The organism is Paucibacter sp. KCTC 42545, from assembly GCF_001477625.1.
In the GTDB taxonomy this organism is placed as follows: domain Bacteria; phylum Pseudomonadota; class Gammaproteobacteria; order Burkholderiales; family Burkholderiaceae_C; genus Paucibacter_A.
Genome location: NZ_CP013692.1, coordinates 3,494,296 through 3,511,545, shown reverse-complemented (window position 1 = coordinate 3,511,545; position 17,250 = coordinate 3,494,296). Strand labels below are relative to the sequence as shown.

The window sequence follows — 17,250 nt, the reverse complement described above, 5'->3', positions numbered from 1 at the left end:
ATGAATTCGCGCTTCGCCTTTTTTAGCTTTTGGTATTTCTGCAACCGCACCGGCGGCGACAGAGGCGATAGCGTGAACCACAAGTAGCGCAGCGAATCTCAAGCAAACCGCCGGGCACCCAGCCCCAGGCGGTTTTTTTTCGTCCATCCTTCCCAAGAGAACGAACAAGCATGAATGCCAAGAACGCCAGCAAGCCCGTGGAAACCGAACGTTGGTACTCGCCGCAAGACAAGACCAGCCAGACCGATGACCAGCGCATCCGCGATGTGACGCCGCTGCCGCCGCCCGAGCATCTGATTCGCTTCTTCCCGATCAGCGGCACGCCGATGGAAAAGCTCATCAGCGGCACCCGCAAGCGCATCCGCGACATCATGAGCCGCAAGGATGATCGCCTGCTGATTGTCATCGGCCCTTGCTCCATTCACGATCCGGCGGCGGCTGTTGAGTACGCCCGCCGCTTGGCAGTGCAGCGCGAGAAGTACGCCGACACGCTGGAAATCGTGATGCGCGTCTACTTCGAAAAGCCCCGCACCACGGTGGGCTGGAAGGGCTTGATCAACGACCCCTACCTCGACGAGAGCTACCGCATCGACGAAGGCCTGCGCATCGCCCGCCAGCTGCTGCTGGAGATCAACCGCATGGGCGTGCCGGCGGGCTCGGAATTCCTGGACGTGATCTCGCCCCAGTACATCGGGGACTTGATCAGCTGGGGCGCCATCGGTGCGCGCACCACCGAAAGCCAGGTGCACCGCGAGCTGGCCTCGGGCTTGTCGGCGCCCATCGGTTTCAAGAATGGCACCGACGGCAATATCAAGATCGCCACCGATGCAATCCAAGCGGCCGCGCGCCCGCACCACTTCTTGTCGGTGCACAAAAACGGCCAGGTCGCCATCGTCGAGACCAATGGCAATAAGGACTGCCACGTCATCCTGCGCGGCGGCAACAAGGCGCCCAATTACGACGCCGAGAGCGTGGCCGCTGCCTGCAAGGAGCTGGCCGCCGCCAAGCTCGACACCACGCTGATGGTGGATTGCTCACACGCCAACAGCTCCAAGCAGCATCAACGCCAGCTCGATGTGGCGCGCGATGTGGCCGCCCAGATGGGCGCGGGCAGCAAGAGCATCTTCGGGCTGATGGTGGAAAGCCATTTGCATGACGGCGCGCAGAAGTTCAGCCCCGGCAAGGACGACCCGTCCAAGCTGGAATACGGCAAGAGCATCACCGACGCCTGCCTGGGTTGGGACGATTCGCTGGAAGTGCTGGAAGTGCTCAGCCAAGCGGTCAAGGCAAGTCGCGCCTGATACGGCAGAATCAAGCCCAGCACAGCAGCGCAGGAGTGAAGCATGCACAGCAGCGTCAAAGTCGTTTTCGGGCCCGGCCAGGAGTTTGACCTTCAGGTCGACTCGAACGAGGTGCTCTCCTTCGATGCGGCGCGCGCGTGGTTGGATGAGCAGTTCGTCAAGTTTGAGTGCGTGCCCATGCGCGGCTCGGGCAAGGTGCTGATTGCCGACAAAATCGTCGCCGTGGCCGCCGCCATGGGCCCCGTGGCCTTCAACGATGCCGCCCTGGCGCTGGACTATGCGCGCGCCGCCTGCGGCGCCCTGAGCAAGGCCTTGCTGCGGGTGGATGTGGCCAAGCACAGCTTGTCGTACTGAGCGACTGATCGGCTGAGTCAGGCGGCGGGGCGTTGCGGGGCGGTTCGCATCGCCTTCCCGGCTTCTATCCTGCGCCAAATTGCCCCGCTGCCGTTCCGCTGCGGCCCGGCATGAGCCCGCAGCGCTCTGCGCGCAATTCGCCCTCTTGAATTGTTTGCTCTTGCCCCCAAGTGGCGTGGCGCAGGAGGCACTCTCGCGGGTCGCCTCCATTGACCCACTTTTTCGAACATCGATCAGCCATGACAAAGCAAACCCATGCCTTCCAGGCCGAGGTCAAGCAGATCCTGCACCTCGTCACCCATTCGCTCTATTCCAACAAGGAAATCTTCCTGCGCGAGTTGGTGTCCAACGCTTCCGACGCTTGCGACAAGCTGCGCTTCGAGGCGCTGGACAATGCCGCGCTGTTTGAAGACACGCCGAACCTGGAAGTGCGCGTCTCCTTCGACGAAGCCGCCCGCACCGTCACCATCAGCGACAACGGCATCGGCATGAGCGAGGAAGAGGCGATTGCCCACCTCGGCACCATCGCCAAGAGCGGCACGCGCGAATTCATGGCCAAGCTGGAAGGCGACCAGAAAAAGGACGCCAACCTGATCGGCCAATTCGGCGTGGGCTTCTACTCGGGCTTCATCGTCGCCGACCGCATCACGGTGGAAACCCGCCGCGCTGGCGTGGCCGCCGAAGCCGGCGTTCGCTGGACCTCAGAGGGCACCGGCGACTACGAAGTCGAAACCATCACCAAGGCCGGCCGTGGCACCGATGTGATCTTGCATCTGCGCGAAGGCGAGGAAGAGTTCCTCAAGACCTGGCGCCTGAAGTCCGTCATCAGCAAGTACTCCGACCACATCTCCCTGCCCATCTTGATGAAGAAGGAAGAGTGGGACGCTGATAACGCCAAGCAGGTGCTCAAGGACGAGTGGGAGTCGGTCAACAAGGCCTCGGCCCTGTGGTCGCGCTCCAAGAGCGAAGTCACGCAAGAGCAGTACGACGAGTTCTACAAACAGATCAGCTACGACACCGAAGCACCGCTGGCCCACACCCACAACCGGGTGGAGGGCCGCAGCGAGTACACGCAGCTGCTCTACATCCCCAAGAAGGCGCCGTTTGATCTGTGGAACCGCGACAAGCGCGGTGGCGTCAAGCTCTACGTCAAGCGCGTCTTCATCATGGACGACGCCGAGGCGCTGATGCCGGTCTACCTGCGCTTCGTCAAGGGCGTGATCGACTCGGCCGATCTGCCGCTGAATGTCAGCCGTGAGTTGCTGCAGGAAAGCCGCGATGTGAAGGCGATCCGCGAAGGCTCGACCAAGCGCGTGCTGGGCATGTTGGAATCGCTGGCCGACAGCGAAGACGCGGCCGAGCGCGCCAAGTACGCGGACTTCTGGAAGGACTTCGGTTCGGTGCTCAAGGAAGGCATCGGTGAAGACCACCAGAACCAAGAGCGTCTGGCCAAGCTGTTCCGCTTTGCCTCGACCCATGCCGATGAAGGCGTGTCGCTGGCCGACTACATCAAGCGCGCCAAGGAAGATCAGGACGCGATCTACTACATCACCGCCGATTCGCTCAGCGCCGCCAAGAACAGCCCGCAGCTGGAGATTTTCCGCAAAAAGGGCATCGAGGTGCTGCTGCTGACCGACCGCGTCGACGAGTGGATGCTCTCGCACCTGTACGAGTTCGAAGGCAAGCCCCTGCAGTCCGTCGCCAAGGGCGCCATCGACCTGGGCAAGCTGCAAGACGAGGACGAGAAGAAGAAGGCCGAAGAAGCGGCTGAGACCTTCAAGCCCCTGTTGGACCGCCTGAAGGAAGCGCTGAAGAGCCGCGCCAAGGATGTGCGCGTCTCTACCCGCTTGGTCGACTCGCCCGCCTGTATCGTGGTGGAAGAGGGCGATATGAGCGGCCATCTGGCCCGCCTGATGAAGCAAGCCGGCCAAGCCGCACCGACCTCGCTGCCGACGCTGGAAATCAACGCCGAGCACGCCCTGGTCAAGAAGCTGGAAGCCTCGGCCCAGTTCGATGACTTGGCTAACGTGTTGTTTGATCAGGCCGTGCTGGCCGAGGGTGGCCACTTGGAAGATCCGGCCGCTTATGTGCGTCGCGTTAACGCGATGCTCTTGGCCTAATCAAGTCAAACAGTCCGACCCCTCCATGTCGTCAGCAAGAAAAGGCGCTTCGGCGCCTTTTCTTTTGCTCGCCTTGATGCGCGGTATGTTGGGCCAAGACGAGGCTCTTGCGGGGCGAGTGGGCCGCCTTCTCTTTCCGCATAGCTTCGAGCCGAAATACCGAGCAAATTCAGCCACTCATGCCCTTGCGGCGTCCAGCCAGACATAGCCTTCGCCATGGCGTGAATGGACCGGCAGGGTCTCAATGCCGGCCGCCCGCGCCTTGCCGCGCAGGCGTTGCACCAGGCTGTGCATGCGGCGCGCGTCGTAATCGGCCGGCTGCTGGTTCAGGGCCAGCACCAACTGCTCGCGTTCCACGACCTGGCCGCCGGCATCGCGCAAGGCTTGCACAAACTGCCATTCGGACATGGTCAGCTGCAGTTGCACGCCCGCCGGGGAGGTCAAGCTGCGGGTGTTCGCGTCGGCGCTCCAGCCATCGCTGAGCGGGCCGCGCGACAGCAGGCGCTTCAACACGGCGGCCAACTCGGCCAAGGCCACCGGCTTGACCAGGTAATAGTCCGCACCCTTGTCCAGGCCTTGCAAGCGCTGGGGCAACTGGCCCCAGGCCGTCATCATCACGACCGGGCACGCACCCAGGCGGCGCAATTCGGGCAGGGCCTCGAGGCCGCTGCCGTCGGGCAGGCCAACATCCAACACAATCGCATGCACCGACTGACGGCGCAGCAAGGCCCGCCCTTCGTCCAGACTACCGGCCTCAACAATGTGGCAGCCTTCTGATTCCAGATACTCCTTGACCTCTTGTCGCAGGTCGGCATCGTCCTCAAGCAATAGCACGCTGGCGTTTCGCATGAATTTATTTACTTCTTTGTTGTTGAGGGCTTGGTGCCCATCTCTGAGATTTCTGACACTTCTGATCGCGCTGCTTGTGCTCGGGCCTCAGCCAAGCCGGGCCGAGCCACAGCCCGCGCCCCTGCTATTGTCCGGGCAGAAAGTTCTGCCTTCAGGGCATTTGCAAATTTGGGTGGATGAAAGCGGCCGGGCCGATCTGGTCCAGGCCCGCCAGCAGCGCTTTGAGGCTTTGCCCGGCGATGTCAATCTGGGCTTTCGGCCGGGAGTGGTCTGGCTGCGCATGCAGGTGCAAGGTGGTGCCGGCGCGCCTGCCGATTGGTGGCTGGAAGTCGCGCCGGGTTTTCTGGATGAGCTGACGCTGTGGGTGGAGCCGCAGCGGCGCCTTGATGGCGCTCTAGCGCCGGCCGCCGAGCCAGCAGCGCGCCACGGCGGCACTGTGTTGCCCCCGGGTAGCGCCGAGCTGCCATACCGCCACAGCCTGTTCCATATCGAACTCCAGGGCGAGCAAGTGCAGACTCTCTGGCTGCGCGTCGAGACCAATAACGCCAAGATCGTGCGCCCCGTGTTCTGGCAATTGCCGGCCTTGCAGCAGGAAATTCAGACCAAGACGATGTTGGCGGGCTTGTTCATCGGCGGCATGGTTTGCCTTGCACTCGCTTCGCTGGTGCTGGGCTTGTTGACACCGTATTGGCTGCACCTTTCTTGTGGCGCCTATCTGCTGATGGCCACCCTGAACCGTGCGGCCGGCGACGGCTGGTTGAGCCTTTACGTCGTGGCCATACGCAATCAGCAGCAAGACTTTCTGATCGGCCTGTCGATTTCGCTCTCGCTGGCCCTGTTCGTGCGGGTGAACCTGAGCCTGATGCAAGCGCCTCAGCATCTGCCGCGCCTGGCGCGAGGCTTTGAGACGCTGGCCTGGGCCATTTTTTGCCTGAGCTTGCTGAGCTTGCTGGGCGGGCAGTTTGAGCGCCTGATTCCCTACTTGTCGGCGGCCGGGCTGCTGTGCTTGCTGCTGATGTTGGCCTTGGGCCTGAGTTTGTGGCTGTGGCAGCGTGAGTCGCAGGCACGCTGGGTCTTGCTGGCCATCTTGCCGGTGCTGCTGCCGGCCATCATGCGCATGATCCGCAATCTGGGCTTGCTCGACAGCACCGCTTGGCTTGATGGCAGCTTGCACGCCGGCCTCATGCTGCATGGCTTGTTGTACTTTTTGCTGGTGTCGCGCCAACAGCGGAGCTTGCGCCAGCAGCAGATCATTGCTCAGACGCGGGCCCAGGCTGGCGAGGCCTTGCTGCTGGAGCAGCGCCAATTCATGACGCTTCTTTCGCATGAGTTGCGCGGCCCGGTGGCAACGCTGGACGGCGCGCTGAGCAATCTGGCGCGCGCAACATCAGCTGCTGCGGTGCAAGCTGCGAGCCAGGCTGCTGCTGCTGCGCTGGCTTCGGCCCCGGTAACGCTGGAGGGGCCGCGTCTGCAGCGCATGTCCCGCGCCCTGGCCCGGCTCAAGTATGTGCTGGACTACTGCTTGTCGGACGAGCGCTTGGCTGCCATGGCTCAGCAACCGGCAGCGCAGCGGCCTTTGAGCGCCGAGCAAATTGTGCAAGAGGCGCTGAGCCAAATTGAGCCCGACCCGCGTTTGCAAATGATGGCGCCCGACCCCATCAGCGCAGCGGTCTTGCTGCGGCGGCGGGTGCGCGGCGATCTGCCGCTATTGGGCGCGGCGGTGAAGAACTTGCTTGAGAACGCGCTCAAATACGCGCCGACCGGGCCGGTGCAGCTGACGCAGTGTGTTGAACAGCGCGCCGACGGCGCATGGCTGCTGCTGCTGGTGCAAGACCAAGGGCCGGGCCTGGACGCCCAGGCCCAGGCTGAGCTGTTCCGCAAATTTGCACGTGGGCGCTTGCAAGCCCATCTTGCCGGCGCCGGCCTGGGGCTCTACCTAGCCAAGCAAATCGTCGAGCGCCATGGCGGGGACTTGCACATCGGTAACGCCCTGGGCAGCGGCGCCCTGGCGCGCTTGAGCCTGCCCCTCTTGCCACTGCCGCCGCTGCCGGACTGAAGCGCGCCCGCCCAGCCTTCGTTGCAATTTGGCGAATGGGTCGCCGTTGATCCGGTCATATGCACGGTCTTTGCGGCCCATCAAGTTGGGTAAGGGCCATTGTTGGAATTGGTTGGATTTGCCTCAAAACGCCTCGCTAGTCTGCCTAACAAGCAAACCCAGCGAACCCGTTTCAAGGACTCCAAGCATGCACAACTCCGGCGCACTCAATCGAATTTTCCGTGTCATCTGGAACGCCAGCACCGGCACCTGGCAAGCCGTTTCTGAGCTGGCCAAGGGCGCCGGCAAGAGCAGCGGCAGCGCAGGCGGCGGCAGCTCGGCGCTCAACACCCGCTTGACCGGGCTGCTGCAAGCGCTTGGCGCGGCCGGCCTGGCCGCGCTGATCTGTGGCGGCGCCTCTGCCGCCGGCCTGCCCACTGGCGGCCAGGTGGTGGCCGGCTCGGCCACCATCAGCCAAAGCGGCAATACGCTGACCATTAACCAATCCAGCGCCAAGCTGGCGACCGACTGGCAAAGCTTTTCCATCGGCGCGGGCCAGGCGGTGAACTTTGTGCAGCCCTCGTCCAGCGCCGTGGCGCTGAACCGGGTGCTTGGCTCGGATGTTTCGCGCATCCAGGGCTCGCTCACCGCCAACGGCCAGGTCTTCTTGCTCAACCCCAATGGCGTGCTGTTCACGCCCACGGCGCAGGTCAATGTGGGCGGCCTGGTGGCCTCCACCCTGAACCTCAGCAATGCCGACTTCCTGGCCGGCCGCTACAAGTTTGAGGGCGATAGCACGCAGGCGGTCGTCAACCAGGGCCAGATCACGGCCAACGGCGGTGGCGCGATTGCGCTGATCGCCGCCAAAATCAGCAACAGCGGCACGCTGCAGGCCGATGGCGGCCAGGTGCTGCTGGGCGCCGGGCGCCGCGTCACGCTGGACCTGGGCGGCAAGGTCAAGCTGGAGGTGGATGAAGGCGCGCTGAACGCGCTGATCGACAACGGCGGCGCCATCCGCGCCAACGGCGGCCTGGTGCTGCTAACCGCCAAGGCCGCCGGCGACCTGGGCGCCACGGTCATCAACCACAGCGGCGTGATCGAGGCGCAAACCCTGGCCAGCGGCGCGAAGGGCGAGATCTTGCTGCTGGGCGACCTGGCCCATGACGCGATCTCGGTCGGCGGCCGGCTCGACGCCAGCGCGCCGCAGGGCGGCGACGGCGGTTTCATCGAAACCAGCGCGGCCAAGGTCAAATTTCAGGACAGTCTGGCCGTCACGACCAAGGCCGCGCAAGGCAAGACCGGCCGCTGGCTGATCGACCCCAATGACTTCACCATCGCCGCCAGCGGCGGCGACATCACCGGGGCCCTGCTCAGCAGCCAGCTGGCCAACAACACCGTCTTTATCGAAACCGCCAGCCAGGGCACGGCCGGCGGCCACGGCGACATCATCGTGAGCGACGCGGTCAGCTGGAATGCCGACACCATGCTGGCACTCATAGCCGAACGCGACATTCACATCAACGCCCCTATCACTGCCCAACATGCCATCGGCAATGTGGCGCTGTATTACGGCCAGGGCAGCAATAACGCCGGCTACACGTCCAGCATCCAGTACGGCGCAGCCGGCAAGATCAACTTGCAGGCCGGCAACAACTACTTCACCAAAGCGGGCAGCGAAGCCGAGCAGACCTGGACGGTGCTGACCAGCATTGAGGCCCTGCAAGCCTTGCCGGGCGGTGCCGACCAGCGGGTTGTGCTGGGCGACAACATCGATGCCCGGGACACCGCCAACTGGAACGGCGGCGCCGGCTTCATGCCACTGGCCATCTACGCCGCGGGCCTGCAATTTGACGGCCTGGGCCACAGCATCAGTGGGCTGACCATCAATCGTCCGGACGACGTTTACATTGGCTTGTTTGGCGGCAGCAACGGCGCGAGGATTTCCAATCTGAAGCTGCTGGACGTCGACATCCGAGGCAAAGACACGGTCGGCGCATTGGTGGGCCAAGCCTCTAACAACACGACCATCAATAACGTGAGCGTCACCGGCAGCGTCCGGGGCCACGACACCGTGGGCGGCCTGGTCGGCTGGACGTTCGACGGTTCGGTCAGCAATGCGTCGTCTGCGGTCACGGTCTTGGGCAACAGCTTTGTGGGCGGCCTGCTTGGGGGGGGGGGCAATGGCGTCACGCTCCGCCATGTGCAAGCCAGCGGCGCAGTGACTGGCATGGCCGGCGATGTCGGCGGCCTGATCGGCGGCGCCTTCGGTGCGACCCTCAGCGACGCCCATGCCAGCGGCGCGGTGACCAGTTCGAACGGCAAAGTGGGCGGCCTGGCTGGCTCAGCCTACAACGGCGTCTACAGCGACGTTTCAGCCAGCGGCACTGTGCAAGGTGGTGTCGCCAGCCTTGCCGGCGGATTGGTGGGCGCGGCCAACGGCATCACCCTGTCTGATGCCCGTTCCTCAAGCTCTGTCACCGGCGGGGCCACTGCCATGGTCGGTGGCCTGGTGGGTTCCGATACCAACGGCAGCTACCGCAGCGTGTCGGCCAGCGGCAATGTGCATGGGGGGGACAACAGCATGGCCGGCGGGCTTATCGGCTACGCCGAATTGAGCAGCATCGCCAACAGCCATGCCAGTGGCGCGGTGACCGTGGCCGGCCCCGGCGCCGACAACGGCGGCCAGGACATCGCGCTGTTTGCCGGCGGCCTGGTGGGTGGACAGGTTGCCGGCAACATTTCGCAATCCTATGCCACCGGGGCGGTGACGGGCGGTGACATCGTGGTTGCCGGCGGCTTGGTCGGGTTTTCCGGCACCGGCGTCATTTCACAGTCCTATGCCAGCGGCAATGTCAGCGGAGGGCAGGAGGCTTCATTGGGCGGGCTGGTCGGCTACATGCTCGAAGCCGCCATCGACAACAGCTATGCCAGCGGCAATCTGAGTACCACCGGGTCAAGGGTCGGCACCATCGGTGGGCTGGTCGGCATCTTCCCGCAGGGCAGCACCATCAGCAACAGCTTTGCCAGCGGCCAGGTGCCCACGGGCGCGGCCGGCCTGGTGGGTAGCCAAGGGGGTACGGTCACCAATAGCTTCTGGAACACCGAGACCAGCGGTACCACGCTCAGTGGCGGCGGCGTGGGCAAGACCACGGCGCAGCTGAACGATATTGCGCTCTACCAAAGCGCCGGCTGGAACATCGCGAGCAATAGCGAGCTGAGCGGCGACAACTTCTACCCGCGCTTGACCATGGGTGCCAGCGGGCCGGTGTGGCACATCAAGCCAGCGGTGCTGAGCTTGAGCTACACCCTGGGGACGCTGAGCGGCAACTATGTCTACAGCGGCGGCGCCTACACGCTGGGCGATTTGTGGAGCAGCAGCAGCATCTTCGGCGCCAACTACAGCAGTTGGGTGGCGGGCACCGACTACACCTTCCAGTTCAACGGCAGCACCGTCACCGGTTTCACCAATGCCGGGGTGTACACCGGGCTGAGTGTCACCATCCTGAAGTCGGGCTTCACGGTGGCTGCCAGCGGCAACACCGCCGGCAGCTTCAGCATCGCCAAAGCGCCGCTGACCGTCACCGCCAACAACAGCAACAAGGTCTACGGCAACGCCGTGCCCGCTTTGGGTGGTGTGATCAGCGGCTTTGTGAACGGTGAAAACGCTGGCACGGCCGCCGGGTTTGCCGGCCAGGCCAGCTACACCAGCAGCGCCGGCAGCAACACCGGCGTGGGCACGGTGGCGATCACGGCCGGCGCCGGCAGCTTGGTGGCTGACAACTACGAGTTCAGCAATGTGGTCAACGGCACGCTGACGATCACGCCGCGCCCGATCACGGTGACGGCCAATGCCCAGACCAAGGTCTACGGCAATGTGGACCCGACGCTGAGCTACGCCGTCACCAGCGGCAATCTGGTGGGTGACGACAAGTTGTCCGGCGCGCTGAGCCGTGCGCCCGGCAGCAATGTCGGCAGCTACAGAATCGACGCCTCGGCCCTGGCCAACGGCAACTACTTGGTCACTGCCAATAACGGCACGCTGAGCATCACCCCGCGCGCGATCACGGTGACGGCGGATGCCCTGAGCAAGGTCTACGGCAATGTGGACCCGGCGCTGAGCTACACCGTCACCAGCGGCAATCTGGTGGGTGAGGACAAGTTGTCCGGCGCGCTGAGCCGTGCGCCTGGCAGCAATGTCGGCAGCTACACGATTGATGCCTCGGCCCTGGCCAACGGCAACTATCTGGTCACCGCCAAGAACGGCACCCTGAGCATCACCCCGCGCCCGATCACGGTCACGGCGGACGCCCTGAGCAAGGTCTACGGCAATGTGGACCCGGCGCTGAGCTACGCCGTCACCAGCGGCAATCTGGTGGGTGAGGACAAGTTGTCCGGCGCGCTGAGCCGTGCGCCTGGCAGCAATGTCGGCAGCTACACGATTGATGCCTCGGCCCTGGCCAATGGCAACTATCTGGTCACCGCCAATAACGGCACGCTGAGCATCACGCCGCGCCCTGTCACGGTGACGGCCGATGATCAGAGCATGATTGCCGGCCGAGTTGATCCGGCCCTCAGCTATCAGGTCGAGAAGCCCAGCGCCTCACGGGGACTGCTGGCCGGCGAAAGCTTGGTCGGCGCGCTGGCGCGTGTAGATGGCGTGGCACCTGGCAGTTATGCGATTGAGCAGGGCAGCCTGAATCAAGCGCTCAACCCCAACTATTTGTTGAGCTACGTCGGCGGCGTGTTCAAGATTGAGCCGGCCGTCAATCCGCCGCTTGATTCAGCGCTGACGAATGCGCAAGCGACTGTGGCGGGGGCGATCAATGGCCGCCCAGTAACCGGCGTTCAAATCGCAGACGCCAGCCCACAAAGCCTGGGAGGGCAGACTTCCTTGCTGGCTTCGGCCCAGGGCAGCGGCATGATCATCAGCAGCGCTTCGGCGGCCGCGGCCAATCAGCCCTTCTTGGGTCAAAGCCAAGGCTTGAAGTTCGTTGAGCCTCTGAGCGATGCGCCGGCCAAGGGCGCGGCAACAGGAGAGGCGCTGATCGACAACAGCGCTGCTCCGGTTAAGCCCGTCATCGCCGGCGTTACGGGCGTTACAGGCGGCCAAGGGGGCGTAGACCCGATGGGCTTTATGCGCGTGTTCGTGGTGGGCGGCGGCATTCTTTTGCCGGGTTCTACGCCTGTCGGGGCCGGAGTGAGGTCAGCCCCCTTGGATGCGCCACAGTCCCCTGCGGCCGATGTTCGCAATCCTAGCGACCCGAGCAACACCGGCGACACGAACAGCACGAGCGAGAAGAAGTCCGTGAGCAACAAACAGCAAGGCTAGACCCCAAACGTCTGAGCCCTTTGCTGGCTGGTGCCGCCATCAGCCTCTAGAACCCCGCGCCCGCGCTCACAGCGCGCGGCGCCACGCTAAAGAAAACTATTTATGAACAACAAGCATCAAGTCGTCAAGCCCAAAGCGACGGCCCTGGCCGCGATGACCCTGACCGGCCTGCTGGGCTTGGTTGGCCCCCAAACCGTCTACGCCCAACAAGCCCCCGACGCCGGCCGCACGCTGCAGCAATTGCAGCAGCCCATGCCGGCACCGCGCGAAGGCCGCGCCATCACCATTCAAGCCCCAGCGGCGCAGAAGAACACCTTGCCCGGTGGCATGCAGGTCAGCGTCAAATCCATCAGCCTGAGCGGCAATACGGTGCTGGGTGATGAGGTGCTCAGCGACGCCTTGAAGCAAGCCATGGGCCAAAGCCTTGACCTGGCTGGCCTGCGCAAGCTGGCCGACCGGGTGACCGAGATCTACCGCGAGGCCGGCTACCCCTTTGCGCGCGCCATTTTGCCGCCGCAAACCATGGCCGACGGCGTCTTGCGCATCGAGGTCATCGAAGGCCGCTACGGCAAGGTGCTGGCGCAAGGCGAGGATGCGGCGCTGGCGAGCCAGGCGCAAAACTTTCTGAGCCGCTTGCAGCCCGGGGAGGTGATCGAGAGTGCGCAGCTGGAGCGCGTGAGCTTGATTCTTGACGACCAACCCGGCGTCAAAACCTCGCCCTTGTTGCGCCCAGGCGCCGAGGTGGGTAGCGGCGATTTGGTGGTGGGCGTGAGCCGCGGCGCGGGTGTCAATGCCGATGTGGGCATGGACAACCACGGCAACCGCCTGAGCGGCGCTGCGCGCGTGCGCGCCAACGTCAATATCAACAGCCCCTTCATGCTGGGCGACCAAGTGCAGATCAATGCCTTGCTCAGCGAAGCGCGGCTCTGGCTGGCCGGCCTGAGCTACAACCTGCCCGTGGGCGGCAGCGGCATGCGTGCCAATGCGGGCCTGTCGCAAACCAGCTATGAGTTGGGCAAAGAAATGGCCAGCGCCAAAGCCAATGGCACGGCACGGGTGGCCTCGGCCGGCTTGAGCTACCCGCTGCTGCGTTCGCAAAAAAGCAATCTGACGCTGGCCGCGACCTATACGCACAAAAAGCTCAATGACAACACCGACAGCACGGGCACGCGCGATAGCAAGTCGAGCGAAAGCCTGCCGGTGACGCTGCAATTTGATCGCCGCGATGAGCTGGGCGGTGGCGGCATCGGCTATGGCTCGCTGACCTGGACGACCGGCAACTTGGCCTTGAATGAGGCCTTGAGCGCGATCGACAGCAAGAGCGGCAACAACAGCCGTGGCCGCTTCACCAAGCTCAATGTCGACCTGTTCCGCATGCAGCAACTGCCCGGTGACTTCAGCCTGTTCGCCCACCTGAGCGGGCAATGGGCGGCTAAGAACTTGGATTCGTCCGAAGGCTTCGGCCTGGGTGGTGCCACGGGGGTGCGCGCCTACCCCAGCGGCGAGGGCAGCGGTGACGCCGGTTGGTTGGCGCAAATTGAGTTGCGCTATCAGCTCGGCGCCTTTGCACCTTATGCCTTCGTGGACAAGGGCAGCGTCACGACCGATGCCAAGCCAAGCCCGACCACCGTCAACAACCGCCGCGACTTGGGTGGCGTGGGCGCCGGCTTGCGCTACCAAGCCAATGCGTGGACGCTGGACGGCGTGCTGGCTTGGCGCGCCCAGGGCGGCGCGCCGCAGTCCGACACCCGTGGCGACGCGAAGCCACGCGTCTGGGTTAATGTGGGCTATCGGTTCTGAGGGGCTTGAGCGGGCTTGAGATGTTCTGAGTGGGTGTGCCCGAGTAGCGATCTCGGGCACCCGCCTTGCGATCGGGCGCTCGATGTGGCGTAGCCGTGGGGGGCGTTTGAAAACCGTACCGTCCGTATTCTGGATGGGCTGCCCGTGGTCGCTGAAGTCCGCGCCAAGGGGTAACGCATCAAGATCTACGGGTCTGAAAGCGAAAGCCCCGCCAGCAGCTTGGCCGCTGGCGGGGCTTTTCTCATTTGAGCGCAGGGCGAATGCTTACTTAAAGCCTTCATCGAACTGCACCGCCCCGTCGTCGCGGAAGTCGTCCAGCGGGCGTTCGTCCTTGGGCGTCATGGCTTCGAGCTGTTCGCCCAGCTTGGCGACTTGGTCGTGCCAGTAGTTGGAGCTGCCGAACCAGGGAAAGGCCAGCGGGAAGGCCGGGTCGTCCCAGCGCTTGGCCAGCCAGGCGCTGTGGTGAATCATGCGCAGGGTGCGCAGCGGCTCAATCAGGCGCAACTCACGGCGATCGAACTCGGCCACGGTTTCATAACCTTCCAAGACCCATGACAGCTGCTGGCGCGCTGCCTGTTCATCGCCGGACAGCAGCATCCACAGATCCTGCACCGCCGGGCCTGTCACCGCGTCGTCGAGATCGACGAAGTGCGGGCCGTGGTCGGGCGTCCAGAGGATGTTGCCGGGGTGGCAGTCACCGTGCAGGCGCAGCGTTTGCAGGTCCGGAATGGCGTCGAAGCTTTGCTGGATGCGGGCCAGGCAGGCTTGCGCCATGGCATCCCAAGCCGGCAAGACTTCGATCGGAATGCAGTCCAGGTCCAGTAGCAACTGGCGGGCGAGTTGGCCCGGTTGCGCGCCGACCCAGCTCAGGCGGTGCTCAAACGGGCGTTGGCGCCCGACGTTGTGCAAGCGGCCCAGCAGGCGGCCGATCCAGCTCAAGACCTCGCGGTCTTCCAATTCGGGCGCGCGGCCGCCTTGGCGCGGCGTGACGGCAAAGCGTTGGTCACCAAAATGCGCCAGGGTCGCGGGATCGCCGGCCAATTTGAGTTGGGCTTTGACATCGCTGAGCGTCCACGGCGCTGCGACGGGCACCTCGGCATCGGCCAGTTCGCGCGCAAACTGGTGCTCTTCCAGAATCTGCGCATCACTCCAGCGACCCGGGCGGTAGAACTTGGCCACGGCGATGCGGCCATCCTCCAGGTGCACTTGCAGCACCCGGTTTTCATACGAGTTCAGCTGCAGCATGCGGCCGTCACCGAACAGGCCGGCAGCGTCGAGCGCGTCCAGCATGAATTCAGGCGTCAGGGCACCGAAGGAGCGATTGGGGTCAGTGTTCATCAATGAAAAACGGCGCCGACCAAAAGGGCGGGCGCCGTCGTCAGTATCGCAGGCTATGCCTGCAAGCTCGGTGCTTATCTCGGTCCGAGGTTGCCGTAGCGGGGCGAGTCCACCACCATGCCGACGATGTCGTTGGGCGCCTCGTCGGGGTAGTGCGAGTCGGCACTCAAGGCTTCGGCAAAAGCCGGCGAAATAGGCAGGCCGGCACGACCGCCGTTGGCCATGCTGGTGCTCATGCCGGAGCGAGGTGGGCGCATGGGCTCAAGCCCTGATTGCGGGTCGATCCGGCTGTCGGGGGCGAAGAAGGAATCGTTGAACATGGACGAGTCCTGCCACAGGTCCTGGCCTTGGCGCCCCGAGGCCGGTCGGCCGCCCATCGCCGCTCTGGCGGGCGAGTTGCGCTGGCGCATTGCCGACGGGTTGCCTCCGGCGGGCGCGGCTTGCGGCCCGCGTGACTGGCTATTGCTGTAGGGCACCAAGAGCTGCAGCTCGGCAGCGCTGGGCAAGTTGTCCATCGGGCAGCGCAGATAACGCACCCGGCAGGCACCCAGCACGGACTGTTTGATCTGCAGGCTGCGGCTGGAAATGCCGCGGTCGCTGTCCAGGTCCACGGCGGCCAGTACACGGCCATTGGGGCTGCAGATGGCAAAGGTGACGTGGATGGCGCCCAGCAACTCGAACCAGTAGCGCACTTCTTGCGCCTCGGTGGGCTGGCAAAAGCGCACCAGGGGCAGCTTGGACAAGATGATGTGGTGGGGCAGGGCTTCTTTGAGCAGGCGGTAGACCCGGCGCTCATCGGCACTGAAAACCGGCCGGGCGGTGAGGGCCCACTCCGAGGGCAGCGGCTTGCTGGCCTGGGGCGTTCGACGCAATGACCAAATCAGCGCGCAGCCCAATGCCAGGCAGGCAAGGGCAAAGGCGATCGTCCACAAATTGGCGGTTGGCATATTCCCTCGGCGGCGCAACTGTCGTTACTGCGCCTGCTTTGGGGCGCTTGTGCGGCAATGTAGCGGAGATTTGTGAGAATTGCCCTCATGGCAAGCCCGTGGAGCCGCCCCCGAATCAGGGGGGTGAGCTAGACCGCCATGCCTAATGTTCGGCCGCTTTTCCGCCCGATTCGAGCTTGGACTTCACCTCGGCCACGCCGTCCAGGATGTCGCCGAAGACGCGGACATGGCGTTTGAACTGGAAATCCAGCTCCGCCAAGTGCCGCTCCACTGCCTCGCCGACATGGGACGACACCGTGTCGGGCGGCAGGCGCAGCCAAGCTTCGGATTCCGAGCCGTCGCGCTCCACCGTGGCGCCGGCGTTACGGGCGATCTTCAGCATGGCGCCGTTTTCGCTCAGCGCATGGATGAATAAGGTGTCGATACCGCGATTGCGCGCATGCAGGGCGGCGCGTTCAAACAAGCGCGCGCCGAAACCGCGCCCGCGCACTTGCTGCGATACCGAGACACCGAACTCGGCCATCGCGGGCTGGCCCGCACGCTGCGGCCGCGGGGCGTAGGCCAGGTGCGCCATTGACACCAGTTCCAGGCGCCGATTGAAGATGCCCAGCACTTCATCGCGCTCGAAGTCCAGGGCCATGGCGTAGCGGCTGATCTGCTCATCGGAGGCCGGGTAGCCGAAGCGCAGATAGCGGTCGCGGTCATTGAGCAGCAGCAAGTGCTGGGCAATGCGATGGCGGTGGCGGCGAGCCAGCGAACGAATCGGCACCCATGACGACAGCCGGCCGAAGGCAGCCGTCGGGCTCCACAAGGGGGCGCCATTGGGCGAGGCCGCCTGTGGGTCGGCGCCGGCTGGATCTGCTGCGGGGTCGTTGGGTGCGGATGGCGTGGTTTTCATGGTGAGACCCCTGGTGAGGCCCGGTGTTAACCCTAATGCTAACTGCAGATGCCCGCGAGCGCTTGCGCGGGGTTTACAAAAGGCTTCGCGTTCCACAAGCAATGCTGCTAGAATGGCGGGCTTTCCCCGATCTTGGTTGCGGGGGAAGAGGTTTTTGAGCTTGATTGTGAGAGGTCGCGAGAGCAGTGCAAGTCATTGGGCCAAAGCCTAACTGACCCAGCTGACTAATAAGCGGCACCGAACGGAAGTTGCAGGAATTCTTAAACAACCATACGACGT

10 protein-coding genes are annotated in these 17,250 nt (G+C 64.2%); 6 read left to right on the top strand and 4 right to left on the bottom strand.

The window, feature by feature from the left end; translation table 11 throughout:
• Positions 1 to 170: 170 nt before the first annotated feature.
• The 3 genes from AT984_RS15200 to htpG all read left to right on the top strand — a co-directional run bounded on the left by AT984_RS15200 (position 171) and on the right by htpG (position 3,775).
• On the top strand, positions 171 to 1,301 hold the full coding sequence (locus tag AT984_RS15200) for a 3-deoxy-7-phosphoheptulonate synthase (RefSeq protein WP_058720816.1): 1,131 nt from the start codon (positions 171 to 173) through the stop codon (positions 1,299 to 1,301).
• A gap of 42 nt (positions 1,302 to 1,343) precedes the next feature.
• The gene (locus AT984_RS15195) at positions 1,344 to 1,655 is read left to right on the top strand and encodes a hypothetical protein (protein WP_058720815.1); all 312 of its coding nucleotides are present in this window, start codon (positions 1,344 to 1,346) and stop codon (positions 1,653 to 1,655) included.
• A 239-nt stretch (positions 1,656 to 1,894) separates the two neighbouring features.
• Entirely contained in the window at positions 1,895 to 3,775 is a 1,881-nt protein-coding gene (htpG, locus tag AT984_RS15190; protein ID WP_058720814.1) for a molecular chaperone HtpG, read from the top strand.
• A gap of 177 nt (positions 3,776 to 3,952) precedes the next feature.
• On the opposite strand, the gene AT984_RS15185 is transcribed toward htpG, so the two are convergent.
• Positions 3,953 to 4,624: a response regulator transcription factor gene (locus tag AT984_RS15185; protein WP_082680058.1), complete on the bottom strand. Its 672-nt coding sequence runs from the start codon at positions 4,622 to 4,624 to the stop codon at positions 3,953 to 3,955.
• A 160-nt stretch (positions 4,625 to 4,784) separates the two neighbouring features.
• On the opposite strand from AT984_RS15185, the gene AT984_RS15180 reads away from it, so the two are divergent.
• The 3 genes from AT984_RS15180 (at position 4,785) to AT984_RS15170 (ending at position 13,788) form a co-directional block, all read left to right on the top strand.
• On the top strand, positions 4,785 to 6,680 hold the full coding sequence (locus AT984_RS15180; RefSeq protein ID WP_058720812.1) for a sensor histidine kinase: 1,896 nt from the start codon (positions 4,785 to 4,787) through the stop codon (positions 6,678 to 6,680).
• Between the two features lie 187 nt (positions 6,681 to 6,867).
• Positions 6,868 to 11,988, top strand: a complete 5,121-nt coding sequence (locus AT984_RS15175) for an MBG domain-containing protein (RefSeq protein WP_058720811.1) — start codon at positions 6,868 to 6,870, stop codon at positions 11,986 to 11,988.
• Between the two features lie 102 nt (positions 11,989 to 12,090).
• Complete coding sequence (locus AT984_RS15170) at positions 12,091 to 13,788, top strand: ShlB/FhaC/HecB family hemolysin secretion/activation protein (protein WP_082680056.1); 1,698 nt, start codon at positions 12,091 to 12,093, stop codon at positions 13,786 to 13,788.
• Positions 13,789 to 14,052: 264 nt separating this feature from the next.
• Here the strand turns inward: AT984_RS15170 and AT984_RS15165 are convergent, their stop codons facing one another.
• The 3 genes from AT984_RS15165 to AT984_RS15155 form a co-directional block, all read right to left on the bottom strand.
• Positions 14,053 to 15,126, bottom strand: coding sequence for a serine/threonine protein kinase (locus AT984_RS15165; RefSeq protein WP_058720810.1), 1,074 nt, complete (start codon positions 15,124 to 15,126; stop codon positions 14,053 to 14,055).
• 74 nt (positions 15,127 to 15,200) lie between these two features.
• Positions 15,201 to 16,073, bottom strand: a complete 873-nt coding sequence (locus AT984_RS15160; RefSeq protein WP_058720809.1) for a DUF2726 domain-containing protein — start codon at positions 16,071 to 16,073, stop codon at positions 15,201 to 15,203.
• A 142-nt stretch (positions 16,074 to 16,215) separates the two neighbouring features.
• Complete coding sequence (locus tag AT984_RS15155; RefSeq protein WP_082680055.1) at positions 16,216 to 16,971, bottom strand: GNAT family N-acetyltransferase; 756 nt, start codon at positions 16,969 to 16,971, stop codon at positions 16,216 to 16,218.
• Positions 16,972 to 17,250: the final 279 nt, after the last annotated feature.